The organism is Microvirga ossetica (genome assembly GCF_002741015.1).
Taxonomy (GTDB): Bacteria; Pseudomonadota; Alphaproteobacteria; order Rhizobiales; family Beijerinckiaceae; genus Microvirga; species Microvirga ossetica.
On record NZ_CP016616.1, the window covers coordinates 3,657,184 to 3,680,008 of the forward strand.

Sequence of the window (22,825 nt, forward strand, 5' to 3'; positions counted from 1 at the left end):
GTGAGGCGCCTGCTCACCTCTCCCCACCGGGAAGAAGTGAGATGCCGGCAGCCTCACAGCTGAACTGGAGAAGCGTAGCGCTCACACCCCCACCTCCAACTCCTCCCCACAAGGGGGAGGAGGGCTTGGCTCGGCTCTCGCCATACGCCGCGTGACGGTTCGCCGCCAGCCCGAAATGGTCGATATAGCGCGGGTTGATTGCCGAGACCGGCAGCACTACCAGCACGTCCGTGGTGCCGAACTGCCGGTCGATCACGGCGCCCGTTCCGAAGGTGGCGCCGAGGCGCAGGTAGCCCTTGATCATCGGCGGCAGGGCATGGAGGGCCGCCTTGGGATCGACCGCGTCCTTAGGGAGAATATCCATCGCCGTGAAACGACCCGGCAGGGCACGCGCCTGCCACTCGGTGGGCGCGGCCGCGTAATGATGCAGGAAGCTCAGGGGCAGCGCCAGTTGCTGCGGCTGCGTGCCCTCCAGGCTGGCGCAGCCGATCATGACGTCGATGCGGTGGTGCAGCACGTAAGTCCAGATCCCATGCCAGAGCAGCTCCACCGTACGCTTGTTCCGATAGGGCTTGAGCACGCAGGAACGGCCGAGTTCCAGGAAACGCAGATCGGGATGAGCCCGGAGCAGGGGAGCGATGTCGTATTCGCCGCGCGTGTAGAAGCCGCCATGGCGGTTCGCCACGTCTTGGCGCAGAAGCCTGTAGGTGCCGACCACCTTCGGCTTGGCATTGCGGAAAGGCTTCGGCTTGACGTCGTGATCGAGGACGAGAAGATGGTCGCAGATGGCGTCGTATGTGTCGACGTCGCGGCGCGAGATCAGGGCGGCGCCTTGGGGCGAGGCCGACATCTCGTCGTAGAACACCTTGAAGCGCAGGCGCTGCGCCCGGCGGATTTCCTTGGCGGTGGTCGCCAGACGCACTTCGAGGGATCCGATCCGACCGAGCACGGGATCGAGGCTGCCGTAATCGCGGACGGGCCGGTCCGCACCGGGGATGAACTTGCCGAGAGCATGGAGGCGTGAGCCCGCTGGAGCGGTTATCGCCTCGTTCGACGGGAAACCGTTCATGGCAGCCTCATGGGGTCTCGTCTCCAATGCCGGGCGGGGCGTTTCGCCTCTCCACCTCAGTCATGACATAGGGCCCGTTTCAAACTGTTTTGTGACAGAAAACATAAATGTCCCGGGGGAAAATATCGAGGCCGTCCCATGCTGCCGCGAGAAGGCTTCGACGGTGCTGCTCCGCACTTAAGCTGCGGCTGGGCGCCTGTCCGCATGGGCGCGATAGGACAGGGCCTCGGCGATGTGGATGCGCCGCACATGCTCTTCGCCGTCGAGATCGGCGAGCGTGCGCCCGACCTTCAGCACGCGATGGAAACCGCGGGCGGAAAGGCGCATGGCGTTGGCGGCGTCGCGGATAAGGGTCAGGCCCTCCGAATCGGGCTGCGCCACCTCCTCCAGGAGCGCCGGCGGGCAGGCGGCATTGGTGGCGATGCCGTCGAGCTTCAGGGCTGCGTAGCGTCTCGCCTGCCGCTCCCGGGCCCGGGCGACTCTCGCCGCGACCTCTTTCGATCCCTCGGCCGGCGCCGGCAGGATCAGGTCCGAGGCTGTGACGGCCGGCACGTCGATGGCGAGATCGATGCGGTCGAGAAGCGGCGCGGACAGGCGCGCCTTGTACTGCGCGATGCAGCGCTCGTTCGGCTGGCGACGGCAGACATAGCCGGGCTCGGTGGCCTGCCCGCAGCGGCAGGGATTCATGGCGGCGACGAGCTGGAAGCGGGCCGGATAGGTGACCCGTTGATTGGCGCGGGCGATCAGGATCTCGCCGGCCTCCAGGGGCTGGCGGAGCGAATCGAGAACCTGGGGCTGGAATTCCGGCAGCTCGTCCAGGAACAGCACGCCGTGATGGGCGAGCGAAGCCTCGCCCGGCCGGGCATTGAGCCCGCCGCCCACGAGCGCCGCCATGGAAGCGGAATGATGCGGAGCCCGGAACGGGCGACGGTTGGAGAGGGCGCCGTCCGCAAGAAGCCCCGCCACCGATTGGACCATCGACACCTCCAGCAGTTCGCGGGGTGAGAGCGGCGGCAGGATCGAGGGCAGGCGCTGCGCCAGCATCGACTTGCCGGCGCCGGGCGGGCCGTTCATGAGAAGGTTGTGGGCGCCGGCAGCGGCGATCTCGAGGGTGCGCTTGGCGCTTTCCTGGCCCTTGATGTCGCGCAGGTCGGGCAGGGTGGTGGAGGGCGGCACGATGGCGGGTTCCGGCCGCGCCAGCACCTGCGTGCCCTTGAAATGGTTGGCGAGCTGGATCAGCGAGCGCGGCGCCAGGATCTCGATGTCGCTGCTGGCCCAGGCAGCTTCCGAGCCGCAGGCTTCGGGGCAGATCAGGCCGTTCCCGCGCTCATAGGCCGCCATGGCGGCGGGAAGCACGCCGGCGACCGGGGTGATCGATCCGTCGAGCGCGAGCTCGCCCAGCACCGTGAAGCCGTGGAGCGCATCGGCGGGGATCGCCCCGATGGCCGCCATGACCCCGAGCGCGATGGGCAGATCGTAATGCGACCCCTCCTTCGGCAGGTCGGCCGGGGCGAGGTTGACCGTGATGCGCTTCGCCGGCAGGGCGAGGCCCGAGGCGATCAGGGCGGAGCGGACCCGCTCGCGGGATTCCGCCACGGCCTTGTCCGGCAGGCCGACGATCATGAAGACGACCGCGCCCGGCGAAATCTGCAACTGCACATCGACCGTCCGCGCCTCGATCCCCTCGAACGCAACAGTGGAAACGCGCGTGACCATCCGGCTGAGATCCCCCGCTCACTCTCCCCAAGAGATTTCGAGGAGATTTCGAGTTTAGCGTGGCCCTTTGCAATGCGATAGCATTACTTATTCTTTTGCGGGAGATCCCCGATCGCCGGTCGGAACCCCGTCATCAATACCCGCGTTGAGTCCCACTGCATCGGGGAAGCCGGACGATAACAACTCTCGCGAAGACCTGTTCTGGAAGGGGCTGTTCATGGCTTGGGGCAATTCCATCGACCTGAGACGACCACGCGCGCAGCGCCGATAAGATCCTGATGCTTTCAGAGATCGCGATGCTGTCGCATACACAGGTTCTGGACTTGGACCAGACCGACTCGATTGCCTCCTTCGAGGCGAGTTTCCGCTCCCTGCGCATGCCCTTCCTCCTGCTTGCGCCCCGTGGGCAAGAGCATTTCATCGTCTTTGCGAACGAGGCTTTCCTGCGCCTGTCGGGCTCCTCCAATAGCGAGGTTCTGGGTCGAAGCTGGCGCTCGATTGCCGGCGAGCATGCGGATCGCGAGGTCTTGGACGCAATGGACGCGTCCCTGAACGCCGGCGAAGGGCACGACGCCGAGATCCTCTGCCATCGCAGGAACGGCTCCTCCTTCTGGGGCGCGCTCACGGTCAGCCCCGTTCTCGATGACGCGGGGCGCAACCGCCTGTTCACCGTGATGCTGAGCGACGTCAGCGTCAGGAAGCAGGCTCAGCGCCTTTTGGAGGACCAGCTCGAGCGGAAAACGGTGCTCCTCCGCGAGGTCGAGCACCGGGTCAAGAACAGCCTCCAGATGACAGCCTCCCTCGTGCTCCTGAAGGCGCGCCGCCTCCCGAGCCCCGAGGCGCGCAAGGTGCTGCAGGAGGTCGCCGAGCGCGTCGGCGCTCTCGCTGCGGCCCATCGGCTTCTCGATGCCTCCGACGACGCCGGATGGTTCAGCATCCGGGATTTTACGGTCGAACTTGCGGAAGAACTCATCCTGGCGCTGCCGGCGGGCCAGGTCGAGCTCTCGTTGGACATTCAGCCCCTCGCTGTTCCTGCGTCCAAGGCGGCGGCCCTGGCGCTTGTCCTCAACGAGGCGATCGGCAATGCCGTCAAGCATGCCTTCCCGGACGAGCGGCGGGGACGATTGACGATCGCCATCGGGCGGATCGACAACGGCCTCGCAATTGCGGTCGAGGACGATGGCGTCGGCCTCGACCATGCTCCCCCGCCGGAGGGAAGCTTCGGGAAAACCCTGATGACAATGTTGGTCCATCAGTTGGAGGGGCGGTTGACTTGGCGCGATATGGAGCCAGGTACACGCGCGGAGATCCTGTTGCCCATCGATGCGGAGGAGACACGGTTTGAGTAGCGAGAAGCGTTTGCGCGTCCTCCTCGTAGAGGATGAAATCCTGATCGCGCTCGAGCTTGAAAGCCTGCTGCAGGATCTCGGTCATGACGTCGTCGGCATCGCCTCCTCCTCGAAGGACGCACTTGCCCTCGGCCAGGAGGCAAAACCTGATCTCGCCTTCGTCGACATCCATCTCGCCGATGGGCCGACCGGCGTGGACGTGGCGCGTCAGCTGACGGCGCAGCATCAGGTCACTGTGCTGTTCATGACGGCCAATGCCAAGCGCATCCCGGAGGATTTCGGAGGAGCCTGGGGCGTGATCGCCAAGCCCTATACCGAACGCGGCGTCCGAGAGGCGCTTGCCTATGTGACGGCTGGTCAGCCGCGCGAACCGCAGAACGAGCGAACGGTGACCTTCCTCCCTTTCGGCGCGACGCACAGGGAGCGTAGTCCCAAGGTCTCCTGATCGGTTCCGGCTATCTCTGCGCCTTGAGGCGGTAGAGCGCATCGAGCGCTTCGCGCGGCGTCATCTGGTCCGGATCGAGCGCATCGAGCGCCTCCCGCAAGACATCCGGCTTCGAAGCAGGTGCGGGATCCTGGCGCTTGCTGACGGAGAATAGCGGCAGATCGTCGACGAGCGCGCGCTTCGGAGCCTCGCGATCCGACTTCTCCAGCTCGCTCAGAATCGTCTTCGCCCGCTCCACGACCGGCACCGGAAGACCGGCAAGCCGCGCCACCTGAAGGCCGTAGGAGCGGTCCGCGGCGCCGGGCACGACCTCGTGCAGGAAGACGACCTCGCCGTTCCATTCGGTCACTTTCAGGGTCGCGTTCGAGATCCGCGCCATTCGTTCGGCGAGCGCCGTCAGCTCGTGGAAGTGGGTGGCGAAGAGGGCGCGGCAGCGGTTCGCCTCGTGCAGATGCTCGATGGCGGCCCAGGCGATGGAGAGGCCGTCGAAGGTAGCCGTACCGCGGCCGATCTCGTCGAGGATCACGAGCGAGCGGGCGGTGGCCTGATTGAGGATGGCGGCGGTCTCGACCATCTCGACCATGAAGGTCGAGCGGCCCCGTGCCAAATCGTCGGCGGCGCCCACGCGGGAGAAGAGCCGGTCGACGATGCCGAGATGGGCCTCTTTCGCCGGAACGTAGGAGCCCATCTGCGCCAGCACGACGATGAGCGCGTTCTGGCGCAGATAGGTCGATTTACCGCCCATGTTCGGGCCGGTGATCAGGAGGATGTGCCCGGAATCCTTGCCGGAGAGATCCGAGTCGTTGGCGATGAAGGGCACGCCCTCGCGCTTGAGTGCGGCCTCGACCACCGGATGGCGGCCGCCCTTGACGGTGAAGGCGAGGCCCGTGTCGACGACCGGCCGCGTCCAGTCGAGACGCATGGCGAGATCGGCAAGCGATGCGGACACGTCGATCACGGCGATGGCCTCAGCCGCAGCGGCGACGTCGGCAGCGAGATCGAGAAGGGCCTGCACCATCTCGTCGAAGAGGGCGAGTTCGATCTTCAGCGCCCGGTCGGCGGCGGAGGCGATCTTCGATTCGAGCTCGCCGAGTTCCATGGTCGAGAAGCGCATGGCGCCCGCCATGGTCTGGCGATGGACGAAGGTGTCCTTCCAAGGTTCCTTCAGCAGATCCTCGCCCACATTCTGCGGCACCTCGACGAAATAGCCGATCATGTGGTTGTGCTTGACGCGCAAGGTGCGGCAGCCGGTCTCCGTCGCGTAGCGGCTCTGCAGCGCCGCGATGAAGCGGCGCGAATCCTGCTGCAGCTCGCGCAGCTCGTCGAGGTTGGGATCGAAGCCTGCTCGCATGAAGCCGCCATCGCGCTTCAAGAGAGGCAGCTCGTCGGCAAGGGCGGACGCGAGCCTGTCGGCAACATCCGTGCGCAGGCCCTGCAGGCATTGCGCGGCCTCGCGCAGTTCCCGCGGCAGATCGGGGGCGATGGCGAGTTCGAGCCCGAGCTCGCGCGCGGCGAACAGGCCGTCGCGCACGCAGGCGAGATCCCGCGGGCCGCCGCGTCCGAGGCTGAGGCGGGAGAGGGCGCGCGCCAGATCGGGCGAGCGCTTGAGGATGCGCCGCAGCCGGTCGCGCAGGTCGTTGTTCTCGACGAGCGCCGCGACGGAATCCTGCCGGTCGCGGATGCGGTCCGGATGGGTGAGGGGGCCGGCGAGCCGCTCGGCGAGGAGCCGCGCGCCGCCCGGCGTCACCGTGCAATCGATGGTGGCGAGCAGGCTGCCTGCCCGCTCCCCGGCCAGGGTCCGGGTGAGTTCCAGGTTGGCGCGGGTCGCCGCATCGATGGCAAGCGCCGCGCCGGAGGTGTCGCGGGAGGGCGGGTTGAGCGTCGGACGGCTGTCGATCTGCGTCTTCTCGATGTAGAAGAGCGCGCTGCCGGCCGCTGTGATCTCGGCCGGGCTGAAGGCGCCGAAGGCGTCGAGGGTCGCGACCCCGAAATAACCTTTTAGCCGCCGCTCGGCGGAAGCCGGATCGAGGCCTTCGCGGGGGAGCGGCGTGATCGAGGCCTTCGTCTCCTGCCAGAAGCTTCTCAGGTCCGGATCGTCGTGGATCACGTCCGGCACCAGGATCTCGCGCGGCTCGAAGCGGGCGATCTCGGCGGAAAGGCCGGTTCCGTCCGTCTCGCTCAGGGCAAAATGACCTGTGGATATGTCGACGGCCGCGAGCCCGTAGCAGAATTGCGTATCGGAGACGCGGCGGCGGGCGATGGCGAGCAGGTAATTGGCCCGGCCCGGCTCCAGCAGGCGCTCCTCGGTGATCGTGCCCGGGGTGACGAGGCGCACCACGTCGCGGCGCACGACGGATTTGGGGCCTCGTTTCTTCGCTTCCGCGGGATCCTCGGTCTGCTCGCACACGGCGACCCGATGGCCGAGGCCGATCAGGCGCTGCAGGTAGTCGTCGGCCCGTTCCACAGGCACGCCGCACATGGGAATGTCCTGCCCCTGGTGCTTCCCCCGCTTGGTGAGCACGATTCCGAGCGCCCGGCTCGCGATTTCCGCGTCCTCGAAGAACAATTCGTAGAAGTCACCCATCCGGTAGAACAGCAGGCTGTCCGGATTGGCGGCCTTGATCTCCACGTATTGCGCCATCATCGGCGTCACGCGGGCCTCCTGCACGGGGGCAGGGGCGGCATTCGACGGGGCTGTCTCGGGGGGCTTGTAGGCGGCTTGGAACGACATCTGCCCTGTGTAGCAAAGCCGGAGAGCCCTTTCATCCTTGTCATAAGGTCCGAAGGGCGGATGTGGACAAGTCTTGAGGAGCGCGCCACCTATGCCTTAAGGTCGCATCCCCCTCTGGAAACGCCCCGCACCAAAAAAGAAACCATATCCCATGACAGACGATCAGCGCCCGACCCGCCGCAAACGCCCGACCTTCACCGACCAGGAGGCGCTGCAGTTCCACGCCCATGGCCGCCCCGGCAAGCTCGAAGTCGTGCCGACCAAGCCCATGGCGACCCAGCGCGATCTGTCGCTGGCCTATTCGCCGGGCGTCGCGGTGCCGGTGCTGGCGATCGCCGAGAACCCGTCCTTGGCCTTCGACTACACCACCCGGTCCAACATGGTCGCGGTGATCTCGAACGGCACCGCGATCCTCGGTCTCGGCAATCTCGGCGCGCTCGCCTCGAAGCCGGTGATGGAGGGGAAAGCGGTTCTCTTCAAGCGCTTTGCCGATGTGGATTCCATCGATCTTGAGGTCGACACGGAGGATGCGGACGCCTTCATCAACTGCGTGCGCTATCTCGGGCCCTCCTTCGGCGGCATCAACCTCGAGGACATCAAGGCGCCGGAATGCTTCATCATCGAGGAGCGCCTGCGGGAGCTCATGGACATTCCCGTCTTCCATGACGACCAGCACGGAACGGCGATCATCGCGGCGGCCGGCCTCATCAACGCCCTGCACCTGACCGGCCGCGACATGGCGAAGACCAAGCTCGTGGTGAACGGCGCGGGTGCTGCCGGCATCGCTTGCACCGAGCTTCTCAAGGCCATGGGCTTTGCCCCGAACAACGTCATTCTCTGCGACACCAAGGGCGCGATCTACCAGGGTCGCACCGAAGGCATGAACCAGTGGAAATCCGCCCATGCGGCCAATACCAGCGCCCGCACCCTGGCGGATGCCCTCAACGGCGCGGATGCGGTGTTCGGCCTCTCGGCGAAGGGCGCATTCACGGACGAGATGATACGCTCGATGGCGCCGAACCCGATCATCTTCGCCATGGCCAATCCCGATCCCGAAATCACGCCGGAAGAGGTGGCCCGCATCCGTGACGACGTGATCATCGCCACCGGACGCTCCGACTACCCGAATCAGGTCAACAACGTTCTGGGCTTTCCCTACATCTTCCGCGGCGCGCTCGACGTTCAGGCGACCACGATCAACATGGAGATGAAGATCGCGGCAGCCCAGGCGCTGGCGGAGCTCGCCCGCGAGGACGTGCCCGACGAGGTCGCCGCGGCCTATCAGGGCACGCGTCCGCGCTTCGGGCGCGAATACATCATCCCCGTGCCCTTCGATCCGCGCCTGATCCACACGATCCCGATGGCGGTGGCGAAGGCCGCCATGGATACGGTCGTCGCGCGCCGGCCCATCGTCGACATGCGCGCCTACAAGGCGCAGCTCTCCGCCCGGCGCGATCCGGTCGCCGGCACGCTCAACCGCATCTTCGAGCGCGTGCGCAAGTTCCCGAAGCGCGTGGTCTTCGCCGAGGGCGAGGAAGAGCAGGTGATCCGCGCCGCCCTGTCCTTCGTCAACCAGGGTCTGGGCAAGGCCATCCTCGTCGGACGCGAGGACCGCATTCACGAGACGGCGAACCAGGCCGGCATCGAGCTCGAAGGCCGCGAAGGCATCGAGATCCACAATGCGCGCCTGTCCCACCGCAACGCGACCTATGCGCAGTTCCTCTACGAGCGGCTGCAGCGCAGCGGCTATCTGTTCCGCGACTGCCAGCGCATGATCAACCAGGACCGCAACCATTTCGGCGCCTCCATGGTGGCGCTCGGCGATGCGGATGCCATGGTGACCGGCGCGACGCGAAACTATTCCACGGCCCTCGCCGATGTCCGGCATGTGATCGATGCCAAGCCCGGCCATCGTGTCATCGGCGTCTCCCTGTGCCTTGCCCGCGGCCGCACGGTCCTGGTGGCGGATACGGCGATCCACGAGATGCCGAGCGCGCAGGAACTCGCGGAGATCGCGATCGAATCCGCCGGCGTCGCGCGCCGCCTCGGCTACGAGCCGCGCGTGGCGCTCTTGTCATTCTCCACCTTCGGCCATCCGAAGGCGGAGCGCGCGGAGAAGATCCAGCAGGCGGTCGAGATCCTCGACGACCTGCGCGTCGATTTCGAATATGACGGCGAGATGTCGGCCGACGTGGCGCTCAACCGGGACGTGATGGCGCAATATCCGTTCTGCCGCCTCAAAGAACCGGCGAACGTGCTCGTCATGCCGGCTTTCCACTCAGCGTCGATCTCCACCAAGATGCTGCAGGAGCTCGGCGGCGCGATGGTGCTCGGCCCGCTCGTGGTCGGCCTCGACAAGCCGGTCCAGATCGTCTCCCTCGGCGCCACCGACAACGACATCGTCAACATGGCGGCGCTCGCCGCCTACAATATCGGCGGGTGATCGGAGAGAGTCGTCGGAGTGTCCAACTCCGACGACAGCCTGTCCATTCCGAGAGGTGTGGAAGAGCCCTCATCCGGATAAATCCTTGCGCCGGATAAAGAAGAAAGTGCGTCGATTATGGGTAAGCCTACCACCGTCGTGTTCGATGTCGGCAATGTCCTGCTGCGCTGGGACCCGCGCCATCTCTACCGCCGCATCTTCGACGACGAGGAGCAGATGGAGTGGTTCCTCGGCAATGTCTGCACGCCTGACTGGAATCTGGAGCAGGACCGGGGCCGCGACTGGGACGAGGCGGTCGCTCTCCTCGTGAAGGATCATCCGACGCACGAGCCGAAGATCCGCGCCTTCCACGAGCGCTGGGACGAGACCGTCTCAGGCGTGTTCGAGGACCATGTCGTCCTGCTGCAGCGCCTGCGCGAGGCGGGCGTGCCGAATTATTGCATCACGAATTTCTCCAGCCCCAAATTCGCCCTGTCGCAGGAGCGATACCCGTTCCTCTCGGGCTTCGACGGCATCGTCGTCTCGGGCGACGAGCGTCTCCTGAAGCCCGATCCTGCCATCTACCGACTGCTCCTCGACCGCTATGGCCTCGAAGCGGAGGATTGCGTCTTCATCGACGATTCGAAGGCCAATGTGGAAGGGGCCCGCAAGGTGGGCATGCACGCGATCCATTGCGTCGAACCGATCGACCTCGCCGCGGAGCTGCGGGGGTACGGGTTTCCGGTTTGAAACCAACCCACATCTTGAATACTACCCACGTCGTCACCGGCCTTGTGCCGGTGATCCCGATCCGAGAAGCGCCGAGCCTTTCCAACCGGGATGGCCGGGACGAGCCCGGCGATGACGTGGTGGGTGTCATCCCCGGTGGCCGGAGGCCGGGAAGAGGATCCATAGCGTGAGCGGTTCAATGGATTCCCTCCCCCTTCGCCGCGCTCCGGCCGGGGAATGGCGGTGTAGAGAGTGCAGCGCCCTTGCTCTCTCCCCCGGCTTGAGCCATCACGCGGCATGCGCGCTTTCGACAGCCCCCTTCCCATCGATGCGGTCCTCGACGACCTGACGGCGAGCCTGCGCGGGCGGCCGAACGCGGTGCTCGTGGCGCCGCCCGGCGCCGGCAAGACCACCCGGGTGCCGCTGGTGCTGCTCGACGAGCCCTGGGCGAACGGGGCGAAGATCATCGTGCTGGAGCCTCGTCGGCTCGCGGCCCGCGCTGCGGCCGCGCGCATGGCGCAGACGCTCGGCGAGGCCGTCGGCGAGACGGTGGGCCTGCGCGTTCGCCTCGGCTCCAAGATCAGCCGCAAAACCCGCGTCGAGGTCGTGACCGAGGGCGTGTTCGCCCGCATGATCCTCGACGATCCCTCGCTCGACGGCATCGCCGCCGTTCTCTTCGACGAGTTCCACGAGCGCTCCCTCGATGCGGATCTCGGCCTCGCGCTGGCGCTCGATGCGCAAGGCGGCCTGCGTGAGGATCTGCGCCTCCTCGTCATGTCCGCGACCCTCGACGGGGCGCGGGTCGCCAGGCTGCTCGGCGAGGCGCCCGTCATCGAATCCGAAGGCCGGGCTTATCCGGTCGAGACCCGCTATCTCGGGCGCGACCCAAACCGCCGCATCGACGAGCAGGTAGCGGATGCGGTCACGCGCGCCCTGCGAGCCGAGAGCGGCTCCGTCCTGGTCTTCCTGCCGGGGCAGGGGGAGATCCGCAGGGTCGAAGGCCTTTTGCGCGAGCGCATCGCCGATCCCGCCATCGACCTCGCGCCGCTCTACGGCGCCCTGGAGCGCGGCGAGCAGGATCTGGCGGTAAGCCCGGCGAAGCCCGGGCGGCGCAAGGTGGTGCTCTCTACCTCCATCGCCGAAACCTCGCTCACCATCGAGGGCGTGCGCGTCGTCATCGATTCCGGTCTCTCCCGCGTGCCGGTCTTCGAGCCGAATATCGGCCTGACACGGCTGGAAACCGTGCGCGTCTCGCGCGCCGCCGCCGATCAGCGGCGCGGCCGCGCCGGCCGCACGGAGCCTGGCGTCTGCTACCGCCTCTGGGAAGAGGCCTCGACCGGCGCGCTCGAGCCCTTCGCTCGCCCGGAAATTCTGTCGGCCGATCTCAGCCCCCTCCTGCTCGACTGTGCCGCCTGGGGCGTCGCCGATCCGACCTCACTCGCCTTCCTCGATCCGCCGCCGGCTCCCGCCCTCAAGGAGGCGAGGGCGCTGCTGCGGCAGCTCGGCGGGCTCGACGGCGAGGGGCGCATCACGGAGATGGGCCGCCGCCTGCGCGATCTGCCCCTGCCGCCGCGGCTGGCGCGCATGGTGCTGCAGGCGGGCGAGAGCGGGCAGGCCCGCGATGCGGCGGATGTGGCCGCCGTTCTCGTCGAGCGCGGCCTCGGCGGCGATGCGGTGGATCTGTCCGACCGCGTCGAGCGCTTCCGTCGCGACCGGTCGGGCAGGGCGCAGGACATGCGGCGCATGGCGGAGGGCTGGGCCAAGGGGAGCAACGGCTCCGTGAAGGGCGAGCTGCGTTCCGTCGGCGCGCTGCTGACCCTCGCCTATCCCGACCGCCTCGCCAAGGCGCGCGGCAAGCCGGGCGATTATCTCATGGCCAATGGACGCGGCGCCTCGCTCGAAGCGCATGAGCGGCTGGCGAAGGAGCCCTATCTCGCCATTGCCGAAATTGTAGGCGGAGCCGCCTCGGCGCGCATTCTCGCCGCCGCCGCCATCTCGCCCGACGAGATCGAAGTGCTGTTCGCGGAGGCCATCGAGCAGCGCGACGAGATCGCCTTCGACCGGCAGGCGCGGGCCCTGCGGGCGCGCGGTGTCCGGCGCCTCGGGGCGCTCGCCCTGAACGAGCGCCCGCTGAAGGTGCCGGCGACCGAGGAGGCCGCGCGCGCGCTTGCTGAAGGTCTCGTCTCGCTCGGGCTCGACGTTCTGCCCTGGTCGAAGGCCCTGGCGCAGTGGCGCGAGCGCGTGATGTTTCTTCGCAAGGCCGAAGGCGAGGAATGGCCGGACCTCTCTGACGAAAACCTGTCCCGAACAGCCGGGGACTGGCTGGCGCCTCACCTCGTCGGGAAAAGCGGCCTCGGCGAGATCGGCTCCGATCTCTTGAGCGAGGCTCTGCGCGGCCTCCTGCCTTGGAACCTGCAGCGACGTCTCGATGCGGAGGCGCCGACCCATGTCGAGGTCCCGACCGGATCGCAGATCCCGGTCGATTACGGCGCGGAAGAAGGGCCCGTCCTCGCCGTGCGGGTGCAGGAGCTGTTCGGGCTCGACAAGCACCCCACTATCGCTGCCGGGCGGGCGCCGCTGATCCTGCACCTGCTCTCGCCGGCCCATCGCCCGATCCAGATCACCCGCGACCTGCCGGGCTTCTGGCGCGGCTCCTGGGCGGCGGTACGGGCCGATATGCGCGGGCAATATCCGAAGCACCCCTGGCCGGAGGATCCGCTCGCCGCCCCGCCGACGCGGCGTGCGAAGCCGCGGGGGACGTAGAACACTCGCAACGCAAAGCCTCAGCCCGCAAAACCGTCTTCCGGGGTGCTCAACCTCATCCTGAGTGTCGGGCCCAGTATTTGGCCCCCAAGCCCTCATCCTGAGGGCCGCCGACGGTCACTGCGTGACCTCCTCAGGATGAGGGCGAGATTTATGAATCAGACTCTCAGGATGAGGTTTGAGGACGTGGAAAGTGGACCTTCTAATCCCGAAACGACTCGATCAGCCGCTCGGCCGTTGCTGGGTTCAATGCCATCGGGATGTTGTAGACGAGCGCAAGGCGCATCAGCGCCTTCACGTCGACGTCGTGCGGATGCGGGGAAAGCGGGTCGACGAAGAAGAACAGAACAGCGATCTTTCCCTCCGCGATCATCGCGCCGATCTGCTGGTCGCCGCCGAGCGGGCCGCTCTTCAGGCGCGTCACGGAGAGCGCGGGGCAACGCTCCATCACCCGTCCGCCGGTGGTGCCGGTGGCAAACAGCGTGAAGGGGCGGATGTCGTTCTCATACTTGGCCACGAAGGCGGCCATGTCGTCCTTCTTGGCGTCGTGAGCCACGAGCGCCAAAGTCATCTGCTTCATGGGAAGAACAGCTCAATTGCTCCAGCGGTCACGCCACTGCATCTCGCCGGCCATGCAGTTGGTGCGTGGAGGGGCCTGAATACGGCGGATCAGCGGCTGCTCGGGCACCAGGTTCGCAACCTCGAGCAGGATCTTGGTCTTGATGGCCTCGATGAACTGATCGCGTTCCCGAACCGGAACGGTGAACGAGCCTTGGCCGCCGATCACGCAGTCCTTGTAATAGATGTCGAGGTCCGGGATGTCGAGATAGCCGGGCTGGCGCAGCATGATCGGCAAACCGTTGATGATGATGCCCTTCTTGATGGCGGCATCGCGGGCTTCGATGACGAGCCGGCCTTGGTTGTTGGGGCCGTCGCCGGAAACGTCGATCACTTGCCGGGTCGCGCTGAGGCCGCTGTCCTCCAGGAGCTTCACGCTGAAATCGATGGCGCTGGAGATCGAGGTCCGCTGCGCGCGGCGCAGAGGCGTCGAGGCGATCCTGTCGGCGAAGGCCATCAGGCTCTCGGAATTGTCGAGAACGGTCCAGGGGACGATCACCTTCTGGTCCGGGGAGCCGGCCCATTCCATGTAGGTCACGGCGATCCTGCCCAGCATGCCGCCGCGGATGGCGTCGTGGACCAGCTTGGAGCGGAAGGCCTGCGCGAAGCCTTCCCGCTGCAGGGCCTGCTCGTCCGTATCCATGGAAAAGGAGATGTCGACGGCGACGACGAGGGCGAGATCGACCTCTGTCTCGGTCGGGACTTGGGCCAGGGCCGGCGCGACTGTCAGCGCCCACAGACAGGCCAGCCCTGCGGCAAAACGGGTGAAGCCGGAACGAACCATCGGAGTCTCCTTGCCGGGAGCCGGATAGGTCTGGGAAGTGTGCCAGCTTCTGAAACTAAGGCAAGGAGCCTCTGGGACCAGAGGGATTAGGAGCGCCGACCCTCCACAAGATCGAGCGCGGCGCGGAAGGCGCCGTCGGCGTCCAGGTGCGTGGTGTCGAGGGTGATGGCGTCGGCCGCGGCCTTCAGCGGTGCCGTGCTCCGGTTCATGTCGCGCTCGTCGCGGCGGCGGATATCCACGAGGATGATCTCGTATTCGGGCCGCTCGCCCCGGCTCAGCAGCTCCCGGTGCCGGCGCCGGGCCCGTTCCTCGGGGGCCGCGGTGATGAAGAGCTTCACTTGCGCGTCCGGGCAGACCACCGTTCCGATGTCCCGCCCGTCGAGCACGGCGCCTGGTTCCTGCATGGCGAACTGGCGCTGGAAGGCGAGAAGCGCGTCCCGCACCGGCTGGTAGGCCGACACCACCGAGGCGGCCTCGCCCATGGCGGCGCCCCGGAGGCGGGAATCGTCGTCCAGATGGCTGACGTCCAGGTTCTGCGCCACCTCTGCCGCGGCGTCCCGGTCGGCGAGCGGGATGTCCCGGTCCATGAGCACGCGGGCGACGGCCCGGTAGAGCAGGCCGGTATCGAGATGAGCGAAGCCGTAATGCTCGGCGAGGCGCTTGCCCAGGGTGCCCTTGCCCGAGGCGGCGGGACCGTCGATGGCGATGATCATGGGCGGCTCAATCCTGGATCGTCGCGCCGAGCTCCCGCATGAGCGGGATGAAGGAGGGGAAGCTCGTCGCGATCATGGCGCCGTCATCGACCGTCATCGGCTCGGCCGTCGCCAGGCCCATGACCAGGAACGCCATGGCGATGCGGTGGTCGAGATGGGTCGCGACCGGCCGCCCGCCCCCGCGAACCTTGCCGTTCGAGCCGTGAACGAGGAGGTCGTCTCCTTCAATCTCGTGCGCGACGCCTGCCTCCGCGAGACCCGCGGCCACGGCGGCGAGGCGATCGGATTCCTTCACGCGCAGTTCGTGGAGACCCTGCATCCGGGTGGTTCCCTGGGCAAAGGAGGCTGCGACCGCCAGGATCGGGTATTCGTCGATCATGGAAGGGGCGCGGGCATGCGGAACCGTCACGCCGGTGAGCTTGCTGTGGCGGACGCGCAGGTCCGCGACCGTCTCGCCGCCCTCGTCGCGCTCGTTCAGGCGCTCGATGGAGGCGCCCATCTCGATCAGGGTCGTGATGAGGCCGGTGCGCAGGGGGTTCATCATCACCCCCTCGATCACCACGTCCGAGCCCGGGGTGATCAGGGCCGCCACCAGGGGGAAGGCGGCGGAGGAGGGGTCGGTCGGCACCACGATGTCGGTGCCGCGCAGCTCCGGCTGGCCCTGCAGGGTGATGGCGCGGCCGTCGGCGCCGTGGGGGGCGACCTCGACGCTGGCGCCGAAGTGGCGCAGCATCCGCTCCGTATGGTCGCGGGTCGCCTCGCGCTCGATGACGGTGGTTTTTCCGGGAGAGTTAAGGCCGGCGAGCAGGATCGCCGACTTGATCTGGGCGGAGGCGGCAGGTGTCTCGTAGGTGATCGGGATCGTCTCCTTCGGGCCGCGCAGGGTGAGAGGCACCCGTCCGCCCTCGGCCTCGCTGACCACGGTGACGCCCATCTTGACGAGCGGATCGACGATCCGCCGCATGGGGCGCTTGCGCAGGGAGGCGTCGCCGTCGAAGGTCGAGGTGATCGGGTGGCTGCCTGCCACGCCCATCATGAGGCGGGAGCCGGTGCCCGCATTGCCGAAATCGAGAACGTCCTTGGGCTCAGTCAGCCCGCCGATGCCGACGCCGACGATGCGCCAGCGGCCGGGAGCCTCGCGGGTGATGGTGGCGCCGAGCGCCCGGCAGGCCTCGGCCGTGCGCAGCACGTCGTCGCCCTCCAAGAGGCCGTCGACCCGGGTCTCGCCGATGGAGAGCAGTCCGAAAATCATGGAACGGTGCGAAATCGACTTGTCGCCCGGAACGCGGAGGCGCCCCTTCAGGGCTGTTCCAGGCCTGCTGGCGACCGGTGACGGCGTTCCGTGCGCATGCGACATTTTCGGGGGTCCTTGCTCGGGTTCCTTGGCGACTTCTTCCGAAGCCGGGCTCCTAACACGGGCTTTTCCCGCCGTCACGCGCAAGCTGGCGCCGGTGCGGACCTCTCTTGCAATTTCCTATTTGACAAGGCATGCCCTCACGACTAACGGAGCCTTCCCAACCATTCACTTCCAAAGGCAATCACCCCGTGGCCAAACCGGAACTCGGCTTGAAGCGCCAGTGCATGAGCTGCGGCGCAAAATTCTACGATCTCAGCAAGGACCCGGCGGTCTGCCCGAAATGCGGCACCGTCTTCCAGGCCGTGGCAGTGGCCATGAGCCGCGTCGCGGCACCCGTGGTTGCCCGCGCTGCCGCCCCCGCCGATGACGATGAGACCGAGCTCGAAGCGACCGGGCCGGAGATGGTGTCCCTCGACGAGGTCGAGGCAGGCGAGAACGAGAAGGACGTCCCGACCGACGACGATATCGACGTGGGCGACGAAGTCGCCGACGACGACACCTTCCTCGAGGACGAGGAGGAAGGCGACGACGACGTGTCGGACCTGATCGACAGCGATCTGGAAGACGACGAAGAGGCTTGAACCTCGCAAAAGAGGCGACTATAGAGACGCCTCTGCTTCGACAGACAAAGCCGCGGTGCCCCAAACGCCGCGGTTCAAATGGGGCCATAGCTCAGCTGGGAGAGCGCTTGCATGGCATGCAAGAGGTCGGCGGTTCGATCCCGCCTGGCTCCACCAAATCTCAGAAAAACAGCCGCCGTTTCAGGCGGCTTTTTTGTTGCATGAGGCCACCCCGAATGGCGGGGCCTTCGTCTTAAGCGCAGGGGAGCGGCCGATCGTTCGCTCATTTTCTCCTGGAAACGGCGGCGATCTTCATTTTTAGTCGCGGCGCCTTAAGCTAAGGCCAGAGCCTTTTAGCTACCGAAAGCGGGAACGATGACGCGCGTCCAGACGAACGGCCTCCAAGTTGCACCGGTTCTTCACGATTTCATCGAGCGGGAGGCGATCGCCGGGACGGGGCTATCGAGCGCTGCCTTCTGGGAGGGATTGGCCGGGCTCGTGAGGGACTTCGCGCCGCGCGACCGGGAGCTGCTCGCCGTCCGCGACAAGATCCAGGGCCAGATCGACGAGTATCACCGCGGCCTGGCGGGCAAGGCTTTCGACCAGGCCAAGTACGAGCAGTTCCTGCGCGATATCGGCTATGTGCTGCCCGAGCCGGAGGATTTTTCGGTCCAGACGCAGCACGTGGACGACGAGATCGCCCGCATCGCCGGTCCGCAGCTCGTGGTGCCGGTGTCGAATGCCCGCTATGCGCTCAATGCCGCCAATGCCCGCTGGGGCAGCCTCTACGACGCGCTCTACGGCACCGACGCCATCTCCGAGGAGGACGGCGCCGGCCGCTCGGGCGGCTACAACAAGGCGCGCGGAGCCAAGGTGGTGGAGCATGCCCGCGCCGTGCTGGACGAGGCCGCTCCCCTCGCAGGCGGCAGCCATGAGGATGCGGCGTCCTACGCGGTCCAGGGCGGGACGCTCGTCGTCACGCTTCGCGACGGCACCGAGACCGGCCTCAGCGATCCGGCGCGCTTCGTCGGCTATCAGGGCGATGCGGCGAGCCCGTCCTCCGTGCTGCTGCGCCACAACAACCTGCATCTCGACATCAGGATCGACCGCTCGCACCCGATTGGCGCCGAGGATCCGGCCGGCATCGCCGATCTGGTGATGGAATCGGCCGTCTCGACCATCATGGACCTGGAGGACTCGGTCGCGGCGGTGGATGCCGACGACAAGGTTCAGATCTACCGCACCTGGCTCGGGCTGATGCGGGGCGATCTGGCCGAGAGCTTCGAGAAGGGCGGCCGCACGGTCGAGCGCCGCCTCAACCCGGACCGGGTCTACACTATGCCGAACGGCGGCGAGCTGCGCCTGCATGGACGCAGCCTCATGCTGGTCCGCAATGTGGGCCACCACATGTTCACCGATGCGGTGCTCGACGAGGAAGGCCGGGAGATCCCCGAGACCATTCTCGATGCCGCCATCACCTCGCTGATCGCGATCCATGACCTGAAAGGTCAGGGCCCGCTGCGCAACAGCCGCGCCGGCTCGGTCTATATCGTGAAGCCCAAGATGCACGGGCCGGACGAGGTCGCCTTCGCCAACGATCTCTTCGGTGCCGTCGAGGACATGCTGGGGCTTGCCCGCAACACCCTCAAGATGGGCATCATGGACGAGGAGCGGCGCACCTCCGTCAATCTCAAGGCCTGCATCCGGGCGGCGGCCGAGCGCATCGTGTTCATCAACACCGGCTTCCTCGACCGCACCGGCGATGAGATCCATACCTCGATGGAAGCCGGCCCCATGGTCCGCAAGAACGACATGCGGTCGACCGCGTGGATCAAGGCCTACGAGGACAACAACGTGGATGTGGGCCTGCTCTGCGGCCTGCCGGGCAAGGCGCAGATCGGCAAGGGCATGTGGGCGGCGCCCGACAGGATGGCCGACATGCTGGCTCAGAAGGTCGGTCACCCGCAATCCGGCGCCAACACCGCCTGGGTGCCGTCGCCCACCGCTGCGACGCTGCATGCGCTGCATTACCATCAGGTCAACGTGCCGGCCCGGCAGGAGGAGCTGATGAGCCGTGAGCGGGCGAAGCTCTCCGACATCCTGACCATTCCGGTCTCGCAGTCGAACTGGGCGCCGGATGCGGTGCAGCAGGAGCTCGACAACAACTGCCAGGGCATTCTCGGCTATGTGGTGCGCTGGGTCGACCAGGGCGTCGGCTGCTCCAAGGTGCCGGACATCCACGATGTGGGCCTGATGGAGGACCGCGCGACCTTGCGCATCTCGAGCCAGCACCTCGCCAACTGGCTGCGCCACGGCATCGTCTCGGACGATCAGGTGATGCAGACCCTGCGCCGCATGGCGGAGGTGGTAGACCGGCAGAATGCGGGCGATTCGCTTTATCGTCCCATGGCGCCGAAATTCGAAGGCCCGGCCTGGAACGCCGCCTGCGACCTGATCTTCAAGGGGCGCGAGCAGCCCAACGGCTATACCGAGTGGATCCTGCACGCGCGCCGTCGCGAGGCGAAAGCCGCTGGGGCGCCGGACCGTGCCGAGGACAGCGGCGTCAAGACGAAGAAGAAATAGAACGGGTGAGGGCGCCGCGGCAGCGGCGCCTTTTTCATTCGTGCGGCGTGGGAGCGAACGCGTCGACGGTGCCGCCGATCAGGTTGCGGCTCAAGAGATGCTCGGTCGTGAGATTGAAACGGACGGGCGTAAGCTGCGACGGCAGGGCGGCGATCCAGTCCTTCAGTCGCCGCGCCGCCGCGACGGCCTCGTCCCGTTCCACTGCTTTGAAACGCAAGGCCGTACCCGGACGCAGCTGCGCGAAGCGGCCGAGATCGGCGCTGATCACGGTGGCGATCTTCGGGTATCCGCCCGCCGTCTGCCGATCGCGCATGAGCACGATGGGCTGGCCGCTGCCCGGCACCTGGATATGGCCGTCGACGATGCCGTCCGAGACGATGTTGAAGCCCTTCGCATGCTCGAGACGCGGCCCGGTGAGCTGGAATCCCATCCGGTCTGCTAGCGCGCTGACGGTGAAATCATTTTCCAGGAACAAATAAATAGTTTCCGGCGTGAAATAATCGGCCTGCGGACCCATCATCACGCGGATGGCGCCATCCTCCTCCGGCGGCTGCACGGCAAGCTGCATCGGCTCGCGCTCCTCGCCCGAGGCCCGGCAGGGCAGGCGGTCTCCCGCTCTGAGGGCGGCTCCGTCGAGGCCGCCGAGGCGGGAGCGCAGATGAAACGACAGGCTTCCGAGCTGCGGCTCGACGGCAAAGCCGCCGGCGATGGCGAGATAGGCGAAGGTGCCCGTGCGCGGATGGCCGACGTCGAGAACCTGCCCTTCTTTCAGGATCGCGGAGGTCTGGGGCGGGACCGGCGCTCCGTCGATGCTCATGGCGATGCCGGCACCGACGAGGGCGATATGGAGATCGCCGCCTTCGCAGATGAAGGAGCCGCCAAGATTCATGAACTCGATGGCCCCCGTCTCGGGAGCATTGCCCACCAGCACGTTCGCCATCGCCAGCGCCCGGCGGTCCATGGCGCCGGAGGGAGAGACGCCGAAGCCCTGATAGCCGAGGCGGCCGCGATCCTGCAGGGTGGTCATCGGCCCGCAGGATTTCACCAAAAGATCCGTCATGGACGCATCTCCTCGGCGACCGGCTCACCGGCGCGCGCCGCCTTCTCCAGCGCATCCCAGCGCGATGCGTCGACGGGCTCGAAGACGATCTCGTCGCCGGCGGCGAATAGGAAAATCGGATCGCGCTCCGGCGCATAGGGCCTGACAGGCGTCAGGCCGAGGTTGTGCCAGCCGCTCGGCATATCCATTGGCGCGATGCCGGCCTGCTCCCCGCCGATCATGATCGTTCCGGAGGGAATCTTGGCGCGGGGCTGGACCCTTCGGGAGGTGGCGATCCGCTTGTCGAGCCCGCCGAGATAGGTGAAGCCCGGCAGGAAGCCGATCATGTAGATGCGGTAGATAGCCGACGAGTGGATCTCGATCACTTGGGCAGGCGTCATCCCGTGGGTTTCCGCCACGTCCTCGAGGTCGCTCCCGTATTCGCCGCCATAGACCACCGGCACGCGCCAGCGCCGGCCGACGGCCTTGCGCGGCGCCAGATCCTTCGTCTCCTCGTTCACGAGCCGGATCAGGGCCTCGTAATCGGTTTCGACCGGGTCGAACTGAACGGTCAGCGAGCGATAGGTGGGAACCGTCTCGAGCAGGCCGGCCGGTGCGCGGGCCCGAATGATGTCGTCGAGCGCCAGGACCATGCCGTTGATGTCCGGATCGATCCTGTCGCCGAACTCGATGGTCACGGCGCTGTCGCCGCAGGGAAGGATCTTCGGTGTCGGCACGATGAACCTGTTGGCATTCCGGAAACGGCCTCAGACCCTCAAATCTCACATTGTCGGAGATCCGGCAACGGGCCCTCCCGCATCGCGCCATGCATGAAGAGCAGGTGAGGTCGGTCCCTGGCACCCGGCTGCCCCTACTTCTTTTTGATAGACTCACCTTCGCGGCGCCCTTCGTGTTATGGCAGCGTGAGAGGGGGCCTGGGGCCAGGCATCAGGGGATTAGATCATGACTTTGACATCCAAGACGGCCGTCGTGACCGGCTCGACCAGCGGCATCGGCCATGCCATCGCCCTTGCCTTCGCAAAGGAAGGGGCCAACGTCGTCCTCAATGGCTTCGGCGATGCGGGCGAGATCGAGAAGATCCGCGCCGGGATCGAGAGCGAGTTCGGGGTCAAGGCGATCTATTCGCCAGCTGACATGACCAAGCCGCAGGAAATCGAGGAGATGGTGCGTCTCGGCGAAAAGACCTTCGGCAGCGTCGATATCCTCGTCAACAATGCGGGCATCCAGTTCGTCTCGCCGATCGAGGACTTTCCGGTCGAGAAATGGGACCAGATCATCGCCATCAACCTGTCCTCCGCCTTCCATGCGACCCGCGCGGCGGTGGCGGGCATGAAGGCGCGCGGATGGGGCCGCATCATCAACACGGCCTCGGCCCATTCCCTCGTCGCCTCGCCGTTCAAGTCGGCCTATGTGGCCGCCAAGCACGGCATCGCGGGCCTGACCAAGACCGTGGCGCTGGAAGTGGCGACGCACGGCGTCACGGCGAACTGCATCAGCCCCGGCTATGTCTGGACGCCGCTCGTCGAGCGGCAGATTCCCGACACCATGAAGGCGCGCAACATGACCCGTGAGCAGGTGATGCACGACGTGCTCCTTGAGGCGCAGCCCACCAAGCAATTCGTGACCGTCGATCAGGTGGCGGCTCTCGCGGTGTTCCTTTGCTCGGATGCGGCGAGCCAGATCACGGGTGCCAACCTGTCGATGGATGGCGGCTGGACCGCGGAGTAGTTCTTTTTCGAGCGTTATCCCGGACGAAGCGCAGCGAAGATCCAGGATCGCTTACAGAATAGTGCACTGTCATCCCGGGGCCGCGCAGCGGAGCCCGGGATCCATAACCACGACCTTCGCCCGGTTCGGCATTGTCAGCGGTTATGGATTCCCGCCTGCGCGGGAATGACAGTGTTCAGGTTCAAGCGCCACTCTCGT

The 22,825-nt window shown here is 66.7% G+C and carries 17 protein-coding genes and 1 tRNA gene; 9 read left to right on the forward strand and 9 right to left on the reverse strand.

What is annotated here, in order from left to right:
- Window positions 1-13: 13 nt before the first annotated feature.
- On the reverse strand, window positions 14-1,069 hold the full coding sequence (olsB, locus tag BB934_RS17365) for a l-ornithine N(alpha)-acyltransferase (protein WP_099510758.1): 1,056 nt from the start codon (window positions 1,067-1,069) through the stop codon (window positions 14-16).
- Between the two features lie 177 nt (window positions 1,070-1,246).
- Window positions 1,247-2,785, reverse strand: a complete 1,539-nt coding sequence (locus tag BB934_RS17370; protein WP_099510759.1) for a YifB family Mg chelatase-like AAA ATPase — start codon at window positions 2,783-2,785, stop codon at window positions 1,247-1,249.
- A 278-nt stretch (window positions 2,786-3,063) separates the two neighbouring features.
- On the opposite strand from BB934_RS17370, the gene BB934_RS17375 reads away from it, so the two are divergent.
- Both BB934_RS17375 and BB934_RS17380 read left to right on the forward strand, forming a co-directional pair.
- Complete coding sequence (locus tag BB934_RS17375) at window positions 3,064-4,134, forward strand: sensor histidine kinase (RefSeq protein ID WP_099510760.1); 1,071 nt, start codon at window positions 3,064-3,066, stop codon at window positions 4,132-4,134.
- Window positions 4,109-4,579, forward strand: coding sequence for a response regulator (locus tag BB934_RS17380; RefSeq protein WP_099512965.1), 471 nt, complete (start codon window positions 4,109-4,111; stop codon window positions 4,577-4,579). The genes BB934_RS17375 and BB934_RS17380 overlap by 26 nt, the downstream gene beginning before the upstream one ends.
- A gap of 10 nt (window positions 4,580-4,589) precedes the next feature.
- Here the strand turns inward: BB934_RS17380 and mutS are convergent, their stop codons facing one another.
- A complete protein-coding gene (mutS, locus tag BB934_RS17385; protein ID WP_099510761.1) occupies window positions 4,590-7,310 on the reverse strand; it encodes a DNA mismatch repair protein MutS in 2,721 nt (906 codons plus the stop codon).
- A 151-nt stretch (window positions 7,311-7,461) separates the two neighbouring features.
- Between mutS and BB934_RS17390 the strand changes: the two genes are divergently transcribed.
- From BB934_RS17390 to hrpB, 3 genes are all read left to right on the forward strand, one after another.
- Window positions 7,462-9,753, forward strand: coding sequence for an NADP-dependent malic enzyme (locus BB934_RS17390; RefSeq protein ID WP_099510762.1), 2,292 nt, complete (start codon window positions 7,462-7,464; stop codon window positions 9,751-9,753).
- A 117-nt stretch (window positions 9,754-9,870) separates the two neighbouring features.
- On the forward strand, window positions 9,871-10,482 hold the full coding sequence (locus tag BB934_RS17395) for an HAD family hydrolase (protein WP_099510763.1): 612 nt from the start codon (window positions 9,871-9,873) through the stop codon (window positions 10,480-10,482).
- A 276-nt stretch (window positions 10,483-10,758) separates the two neighbouring features.
- Window positions 10,759-13,224, forward strand: coding sequence for an ATP-dependent helicase HrpB (gene hrpB / locus BB934_RS17400; protein WP_099510764.1), 2,466 nt, complete (start codon window positions 10,759-10,761; stop codon window positions 13,222-13,224).
- A gap of 202 nt (window positions 13,225-13,426) precedes the next feature.
- Here the strand turns inward: hrpB and BB934_RS17405 are convergent, their stop codons facing one another.
- The 4 genes from BB934_RS17405 to aroA all read right to left on the reverse strand — a co-directional run bounded on the left by BB934_RS17405 (window position 13,427) and on the right by aroA (window position 16,696).
- The gene (locus BB934_RS17405) at window positions 13,427-13,804 is read right to left on the reverse strand and encodes a methylglyoxal synthase (RefSeq protein WP_099510765.1); all 378 of its coding nucleotides are present in this window, start codon (window positions 13,802-13,804) and stop codon (window positions 13,427-13,429) included.
- A gap of 12 nt (window positions 13,805-13,816) precedes the next feature.
- Window positions 13,817-14,626, reverse strand: coding sequence for a DUF1194 domain-containing protein (locus tag BB934_RS17410; protein ID WP_099510766.1), 810 nt, complete (start codon window positions 14,624-14,626; stop codon window positions 13,817-13,819).
- An 86-nt stretch (window positions 14,627-14,712) separates the two neighbouring features.
- On the reverse strand, window positions 14,713-15,339 hold the full coding sequence (cmk, locus tag BB934_RS17415) for a (d)CMP kinase (RefSeq protein ID WP_099510767.1): 627 nt from the start codon (window positions 15,337-15,339) through the stop codon (window positions 14,713-14,715).
- Between the two features lie 7 nt (window positions 15,340-15,346).
- Window positions 15,347-16,696 carry a 3-phosphoshikimate 1-carboxyvinyltransferase gene (aroA, locus tag BB934_RS17420; RefSeq protein WP_099510768.1) on the reverse strand — a complete coding sequence of 450 codons (1,350 nt, stop codon included), beginning with the start codon at window positions 16,694-16,696 and terminating at the stop codon, window positions 15,347-15,349.
- 188 nt (window positions 16,697-16,884) lie between these two features.
- Here aroA and BB934_RS17425 point away from each other — a divergent pair, with 188 nt between their 5' ends.
- The 3 genes from BB934_RS17425 to BB934_RS17435 all read left to right on the forward strand — a co-directional run bounded on the left by BB934_RS17425 (window position 16,885) and on the right by BB934_RS17435 (window position 19,839).
- Window positions 16,885-17,277: a TIGR02300 family protein gene (locus BB934_RS17425; RefSeq protein WP_099510769.1), complete on the forward strand. Its 393-nt coding sequence runs from the start codon at window positions 16,885-16,887 to the stop codon at window positions 17,275-17,277.
- Between the two features lie 80 nt (window positions 17,278-17,357).
- Window positions 17,358-17,433, forward strand: a tRNA-Ala gene (locus BB934_RS17430).
- A gap of 198 nt (window positions 17,434-17,631) precedes the next feature.
- A complete protein-coding gene (locus tag BB934_RS17435) occupies window positions 17,632-19,839 on the forward strand; it encodes a malate synthase G (RefSeq protein WP_099510770.1) in 2,208 nt (735 codons plus the stop codon).
- Window positions 19,840-19,873: 34 nt separating this feature from the next.
- On the opposite strand, the gene BB934_RS17440 is transcribed toward BB934_RS17435, so the two are convergent.
- Both BB934_RS17440 and pxpB read right to left on the reverse strand, forming a co-directional pair.
- Window positions 19,874-20,899: a 5-oxoprolinase subunit C family protein gene (locus BB934_RS17440; RefSeq protein ID WP_099510771.1), complete on the reverse strand. Its 1,026-nt coding sequence runs from the start codon at window positions 20,897-20,899 to the stop codon at window positions 19,874-19,876.
- A complete protein-coding gene (pxpB, locus tag BB934_RS17445) occupies window positions 20,896-21,615 on the reverse strand; it encodes a 5-oxoprolinase subunit PxpB (RefSeq protein WP_099510772.1) in 720 nt (239 codons plus the stop codon). Before pxpB ends, BB934_RS17440 begins: the two co-directional genes overlap by 4 nt.
- A 223-nt stretch (window positions 21,616-21,838) precedes the next feature.
- Here pxpB and BB934_RS17450 point away from each other — a divergent pair, with 223 nt between their 5' ends.
- Window positions 21,839-22,627: a 3-hydroxybutyrate dehydrogenase gene (locus BB934_RS17450; RefSeq protein WP_099510773.1), complete on the forward strand. Its 789-nt coding sequence runs from the start codon at window positions 21,839-21,841 to the stop codon at window positions 22,625-22,627.
- Window positions 22,628-22,825 lie beyond the last annotated feature (198 nt).

What these genes read in the sequence shown, in the direction of transcription:
- hrpB (WP_099510764.1), top strand. Translation starts at nt 10,759, where the DNA reads ATGCGCGCTTTCGACAGCCCCCTTCCCATCGATGCGGTCCTCGACGAC.
- BB934_RS17410 (WP_099510766.1), bottom strand. Translation starts at nt 14,626, where the DNA reads ATGGTTCGTTCCGGCTTCACCCGTTTTGCCGCAGGGCTGGCCTGTCTG.
- BB934_RS17390 (WP_099510762.1), top strand. Translation starts at nt 7,462, where the DNA reads ATGACAGACGATCAGCGCCCGACCCGCCGCAAACGCCCGACCTTCACC.
- BB934_RS17435 (WP_099510770.1), top strand. Translation starts at nt 17,632, where the DNA reads ATGACGCGCGTCCAGACGAACGGCCTCCAAGTTGCACCGGTTCTTCAC.
- cmk (WP_099510767.1), bottom strand. Translation starts at nt 15,339, where the DNA reads ATGATCATCGCCATCGACGGTCCCGCCGCCTCGGGCAAGGGCACCCTG.
- BB934_RS17395 (WP_099510763.1), top strand. Translation starts at nt 9,871, where the DNA reads ATGGGTAAGCCTACCACCGTCGTGTTCGATGTCGGCAATGTCCTGCTG.
- BB934_RS17370 (WP_099510759.1), bottom strand. Translation starts at nt 2,785, where the DNA reads ATGGTCACGCGCGTTTCCACTGTTGCGTTCGAGGGGATCGAGGCGCGG.
- BB934_RS17375 (WP_099510760.1), top strand. Translation starts at nt 3,064, where the DNA reads ATGCTTTCAGAGATCGCGATGCTGTCGCATACACAGGTTCTGGACTTG.
- aroA (WP_099510768.1), bottom strand. Translation starts at nt 16,696, where the DNA reads ATGTCGCATGCGCACGGAACGCCGTCACCGGTCGCCAGCAGGCCTGGA.
- BB934_RS17405 (WP_099510765.1), bottom strand. Translation starts at nt 13,804, where the DNA reads ATGAAGCAGATGACTTTGGCGCTCGTGGCTCACGACGCCAAGAAGGAC.
- BB934_RS17440 (WP_099510771.1), bottom strand. Translation starts at nt 20,899, where the DNA reads ATGACGGATCTTTTGGTGAAATCCTGCGGGCCGATGACCACCCTGCAG.
- olsB (WP_099510758.1), bottom strand. Translation starts at nt 1,069, where the DNA reads ATGAACGGTTTCCCGTCGAACGAGGCGATAACCGCTCCAGCGGGCTCA.
- BB934_RS17380 (WP_099512965.1), top strand. Translation starts at nt 4,109, where the DNA reads ATGCGGAGGAGACACGGTTTGAGTAGCGAGAAGCGTTTGCGCGTCCTC.
- mutS (WP_099510761.1), bottom strand. Translation starts at nt 7,310, where the DNA reads ATGTCGTTCCAAGCCGCCTACAAGCCCCCCGAGACAGCCCCGTCGAAT.